Genomic DNA, 5,653 nt, shown 5'->3' on the forward strand with positions numbered 1-5,653 from the left:
GACGACGTTGTCGAACCGCCCTTCACAGACGCCGTTGCGGACCGTCCCATGCGGGCTAAGCAGCCCAGCCGGTGCCTGTACAGCGCCATTGGCGTCGCGGCGCAGGATGCCGTCGCTCAGACACGGAAAGGCAGGCAGTGGTGGCGCCTTGCCGCTGAAGAAGGCCTCGTCGCGTTCGGCAGCCTTGCGCGCATCGGGAATACAGATCACCCTGCCGAGGTACATAGACAGGTCGATCACGTCGCTGACATGCGGGCGGCGCTCGGGCTGGTAGGTATCGAGCAAGCTGTCGTCGGCGCAGCCGTCGAGCACCAGGTTCAGCTTCCACGCCAGATTCCAGTCGTCGCGTAGGCCGGCGCACATGCCCTGGCCCATGAACGGCGGCATCACGTGCGCGGCGTCGCCAACGATCAGCAAGCGGCCCTGGCGCCAGGTGTTGGCTAGCAGCGATCGGAATGTATAGACCTTGTGGCGCACGATGGTGGCCTGGTCGCGCTTGACCCAAGGCGCCAGCAGATCCCAGGCGACATGTTCGTGTTCGAGTTCTTCACGCGTCTCGTGCGGCAGGCGCATGAACTCCCAGCGGCGGAAGTAGCGTCCATCCTTGACACCGGCAGGAACGATGGTCGTCGGCCTGGCCGGGTTGCAATATTGCGCAGCCGGCGGAATGTCGAGAGTCACGCCCTCGTTTGGCAGCACGTCGATGACCAGCCAGTCGGCCTCGAAACCGCGATCTTCCTGGGTTGATCCGATGGCCTGGCGGACCAGACTGTTGGCACCGTCGGCGCCGATCAGGTATTTGCAACGCACGGTGCGCTGCTCACCGCTCTCGCAGTCGCGGACGACGAGTTCTGCATAGTGAGCGGACTGGGTGACCTCGATCGCTTCCCAGCCCAGGTTCAGTTCGACATTTGGACACGCCTGAACCACATCCTCGAACATCTTCTCCAGCGTCGGCTGGTGAACAAAATGGACCTCAGGCCCGCCAGAGATCGATTCTGCCGACCAGTCGATAGCCAGCAGTTCTTTCCACTCGGCATTGAACCAGCGGTACTGCGGCCCGGCGTGGCTGACCGCGGGCAGTTGCTCGCTCATGCCGAGTGCCGACAACACGCGGTACAACTCATGGTCGATGCAGACGGCGCGCGGCAGCGCAAAGCGCTCCTTCCAACGCTCGAATACGGCGATCTTGCGGCCTTGGCGCGCAAGTGCCAGCGCCATGATTTCGCTGACCGGTCCGTAGCCGATCTGCACAACGTCGTAGCAGGGAATCGTGGTGGTGTTCATGTGAGTTTTCCTGGTGTGGCGGGCTCAGATGGCCTGCAGTTCGTGGTTGACGATGAAGTCCTCGGGCACTGAAGGGCCCCAGGCATAGAGCGAGTCCTCGCCGGGGTGGTCGGCGGCGGGCCAGACGTTGCCGGCTTCTACGAAGTCGATGTCGTAGGAATATTCCGCGTAGCTACCCCAAGGGTCGCGTACATAGCGAAAGTAGTTCGAGCCCAAAACGTGCCTGCCGACACCCCACCCCAAGGGATAGCCCGCGCTGGTCATCTGCTCCATGCCCAGGCCGACCGCATCGATCGATGGCACGCACCAGCTGCTGTGGTGCAGCCCGCCGCCAGCCGATTTAGCAAGTGCGATCAGGTGGTGGTCGCTGCCGTGCGGGCTGTGCAGGAAGGCGATCACCGAGCCCGACTTGTCGGACAGGCGCAGGCCGATCACATCCTCGTAGAACTCGCGCGCCGCATCGACATCGGCACTGAACAACAGGATGTGCGACAGATACAGCGGATGCACCAGCGGCGCCTGGCCGCGGCTCGGCGAGCGCCCGGCATTGCGGCATTCGGGCGCGATCTCCCGCGGCGCTGGCTGAGACGGCGACACCTTCTCGGCGACGCGCAATTGAACGGGCAGGCCGTCGGGGCCTGCAAGCCAGATGCCGCCGACTTCGGCACCCTCCGGTGGAGCGACTTGTGCAATACCGCGTGCGGCAAAATGGCTTTCGAAACGTGGTGCATCGTCGGCATGGATGCCCAGGCTCAACCACACCAGGCGTTTGCTTGCGCCGGGCAGCACACGCGCCCACCGATGCGGATGCCCGAACGTGTACAGGCCCAACGCACCGTCTTCGTTGCGCACGTCCAAACCGAAAGCGGTGTAGAAGTGGCGGGCGGATTCGAGCTCCGGGACGCTGAGGACAAATTCGTCGACGGAGTGTGCAGCGAGGATATGGACGGCATCGGTCATCGTTTGCTCCAGTGGATGCAGGCAAAGCTCCGCCCGCACCGCGCTCGGCGCGGCGTGGCGGTGTGGTTCTTCAGTGGGTGGTCGGGACCGGTGCTTCGGTCAAACGACCTGTTGGCGCTGCGTTCCCAGCGGACCGGCGCTCAGTGTCATCACGTCGCCGCGCTTGAGGAAAACCGGCGTCGGCTTCACGCCGAGGCCAACGCCTTCTGGCGTGCCGGTGATCACCAAGTCACCCGGCAGCAAGGTCATGAATTGGCTCAGGTACGAGACGATCTCGGCGACCGGGAAGATCATGTCGGCGGTATTGCTGTGCTGCTTCAATTGGCCATTGACCGCCAGCTCCAACGCGATGTTTTGTGGGTCGGGCAGTTCATCGCTGGTCACCAGCCACGGGCCGATCGGGCCAAAGCCATCGAAGCTCTTGCCCTTGCCCCACTGGCCGTTGCGCTTGATCTGCCAGTCGCGCTCGGAGACATCGTTGGCCAGGCAGTAGCCGGCCACATGAGATAAGGCCTGCGCTACCGGCACCTTGCGCGCCAGCGTGCCGATCACGAAGCCGAGTTCGATCTCCCAGTCACCAGCCTCCGACCCCGCAGGCAGCTCGACATCGTCGTCGGGGCCGGCAATCGAGGTCAGCGCCTTGGTAAAGACGACTGGCTCCTTGGGTATCTCGAGGCCCGATTCCAGTGCGTGTTTTCGATAGTTCAGTCCGATTGCGATGAACTGCCGCGTGCCGGCCACCGGTGCTCCGAGCCGTTCTCCAGCGGGCACCAATGGCATGCGCAGCAGATCGATGGCGGCCATCGCCTGCAGTTTGGCCGGCGTCAACCATTCGGGTGTGAAATCAGGGACCAGCAGCGACAGGTCGCGCGCTTGACCGTTGGCGTCGAGTGCGCCGGGCTTCTCTGCCCCGAGGCGACCGTGACGTAGCAGTTTCATTGGGTATCCTTTGTTGGAGTAAAATTGAACAGAATGTCAGAATGAATTAGGTGACTGAACTGTATTCGTACTGACGAAAACGTCAAGATGACAAACAGACTAAAACTTAGGTAGTTTCCCTAGTGCCAGTGGCACCCTCGCTCATGCCAAAGATCGCCGAAAAGGAAGAATCAACAACCGAAGACCACCGCGTTCGCGTTGGAGCGCAGCGGCGCGAGAAGACGCGGCTGCGGCTGCTGGTCAGCGCGCTGGATGTGTTCACCGAGAAGGGCCCGGACGTGGCTGTGATCGACGATTTCATCGCAGCCACGGGCGTCTCGCGCGGTACCTTCTACAACCACTTCCGCACCACCAGCGAGTTGCTGTATGCGCTGGCCACCGCGATGAGCGACGAGGCGCTGCAAAGCATCGACCCGCTCGTCGTCCAACTCGACGACCCGGTCCAGCGCTTCTCCACCGGCACGCGGCTGTACATGCAAATGGCCCTGCGCTACCCGCTATGGGGCAGCTTCATTACGCGCGTGGGAACACGCATCGCAGCGCGTGGACAGCTGATCGACGTCTACCTGATGCGCGACCTCGAACTGGCGCTGCAGCGCAAGCGGCTGAAGATCGACAACGCGCTGGTTGCGCGAGATATCGTGCTTGGTTCGATCTTCTACGGCATCGAGACGATGATCACCGAGCCGACACGCGCCTACCATCCCGAACACATGATGCGCTGTGTGTTGGTTGGATTGGGGATCGAACCGGCAGAGGCAGAGGCAATTGCGTTCATGCGGCTGCCCGATCTCCCTGCTGTGGTGGACGGGCCGATCTTCGCCGGATTGGAGCCGCGCCCTTTGCCGGTAGAGGCGAACCGCAAACGCGCGAAGGCGTCGCCGAAGTAGCTTCATCTCGAACTGGCCGATACAGCGAATCTTCGCTTTTGCATCGGCGGGCAGGAGCCGAGCGCTTCCGGCCGAGTCCTTCTGCGACGACCTGATCGCCGCGCTACCGCTGAGGCTGCGTTTAATTCACACAAAAGGGAGTGAGCACCAGTTCAGCGTTGGCATATGCAGGCGCTTCCAGGAAGGGGTCTGGCTGGCCCAGTTCAGTGCCATCTGGAACGCCATCGCGGCTTCGTTCACCGCCTGCGCGCTCATCGGCCTACGGACAAATGGGTCCATCAGCGCTTTCAGGCGGTTGGACGATTCGGTGGACCCGACCACGACCACTTGCCGCAAACCACTCAAGACTTCGGGCGACTGCACCACAAAGAGTTGCTGCTTGCCCCGGTATTCGCCCAACGCGCACAGGTTGCTGAGTTGCTGCGCATCGAAGCGCTGACCTTGTAGATAGCCGGATTGGAAAGCGTGCACGGAGCTGGGCCCGTTGCATGGAGGGGAATGCCACCCCTGAGTTGCTGCACTTTTCAGCCCATTACCCCCATAAACCCGGCTGCCAACCCCTTTATGGATTCGGCCCCATGAAATATGAACCTTTCGCCCTGAGCTTGTCGAAGGGCTTCGACAAGCTCAGCCCGAATCCTCAAGCCGACAGCCGCTTCGCCTTGCGCGCCGAAACCACCGAATAACCGATCGACACGGCGATCAACACCCACAAGAAAACGGCAATGGGGCTCTTGGTGAAGAAGATGCTGAAGCTGCCAAACGATTCCAGGCTCTTGACGAAGTAAACCTCGGCAGACGGGCCCAGGATGAAGCCGATGATGAAGGGTGCGATTTCCAGCCCCAGCTTGACGCCCACGAAGCCGAACAGACCGAACAGGAACAGCGTCCACACGTCGAACATGATGCCGCTGTTGATGGCGTAGGCGCCCACCACACACATCATCATGATGCCGGGGTAGAGCAAATACTTCGGCACCATGATGACCTTGGCGATGTGGCGGATCGCGAAGTACATGATGACGAACATCACCAGGTTGGCGACGACCAAGCCCAGCATCATGGTGTTCCAGATGTCTTGGTGCTCGGCAATGAACAGCGGGCCGACCTGTATGCCTTGCAGGGTGAAAGCGCCGATCAACACGGCGGTGGTGCTGTCACCCGGAATGCCGAGCGAGAGCAGCGGGATCAAGGCGCCGCCGGTCAAACCGTTGTTGGAGGACTCGGAGGCGATCAACCCGTCGGGGTGGCCGGTGCCGAACTTCGATGGGTCGTCGGAAAAGTTCTTGGCCTGCGAATACGCCAGCACCGACGCGGCACTGCCACCCACACCCGGCAGCAAGCCAATGAAGGTGCCGATGGAGGACGAGCGCAGCAGGTTGACGAACTGGCCTTTGAAGACCGACCACCGAAAGCGCTTGCCGGTGGAGAGCTTGACCGACCCGGTGGCGTCGTCGCGCACCCCTTGTTCGGCTTCGCCAAAGATCACGCTCAGGCCAAACAGGCCGATCAACACCGGCAGGAGCGAGAAGCCGGTTTCCAGAAAGTTGGACAAATATTCGGGTGCGATGCGCAGC

General features: G+C 62.0%; 6 protein-coding genes. 1 reads left to right on the forward strand and 5 read right to left on the reverse strand.

What is annotated here, in order from left to right; all coding sequences use genetic code 11:
* The 3 genes from ABYB95_RS15955 to ABYB95_RS15965 form a co-directional block, all read right to left on the reverse strand.
* A partial coding sequence (locus tag ABYB95_RS15955) for a bifunctional 3-(3-hydroxy-phenyl)propionate/3-hydroxycinnamic acid hydroxylase (protein ID WP_372659546.1) occupies window positions 1-1,287 on the reverse strand: 1,287 nt, incomplete at its 3' end.
* Window positions 1,288-1,311: 24 nt separating this feature from the next.
* Window positions 1,312-2,247 (reverse strand): VOC family protein, encoded by a 936-nt coding sequence (locus ABYB95_RS15960; RefSeq protein WP_372659547.1) that lies wholly within the window; start codon window positions 2,245-2,247, stop codon window positions 1,312-1,314.
* A 99-nt stretch (window positions 2,248-2,346) separates the two neighbouring features.
* Entirely contained in the window at window positions 2,347-3,186 is an 840-nt protein-coding gene (locus tag ABYB95_RS15965; protein WP_372659548.1) for a fumarylacetoacetate hydrolase family protein, read from the reverse strand.
* A 143-nt stretch (window positions 3,187-3,329) separates the two neighbouring features.
* Here ABYB95_RS15965 and ABYB95_RS15970 point away from each other — a divergent pair, with 143 nt between their 5' ends.
* Window positions 3,330-4,076, forward strand: a complete 747-nt coding sequence (locus ABYB95_RS15970; RefSeq protein WP_372659549.1) for a TetR/AcrR family transcriptional regulator — start codon at window positions 3,330-3,332, stop codon at window positions 4,074-4,076.
* 126 nt (window positions 4,077-4,202) lie between these two features.
* On the opposite strand, the gene ABYB95_RS15975 is transcribed toward ABYB95_RS15970, so the two are convergent.
* Window positions 4,203-4,547: a hypothetical protein gene (locus tag ABYB95_RS15975; RefSeq protein WP_372659550.1), complete on the reverse strand. Its 345-nt coding sequence runs from the start codon at window positions 4,545-4,547 to the stop codon at window positions 4,203-4,205.
* A gap of 169 nt (window positions 4,548-4,716) precedes the next feature.
* Window positions 4,717-5,653 (reverse strand): tripartite tricarboxylate transporter permease (locus ABYB95_RS15980; protein ID WP_372659551.1); only part of this gene is annotated, 937 nt, incomplete at its 5' end.

Source organism: Hydrogenophaga sp. (assembly GCF_041633695.1).
In the GTDB taxonomy this organism is placed as follows: domain Bacteria; phylum Pseudomonadota; class Gammaproteobacteria; order Burkholderiales; family Burkholderiaceae_C; genus Hydrogenophaga.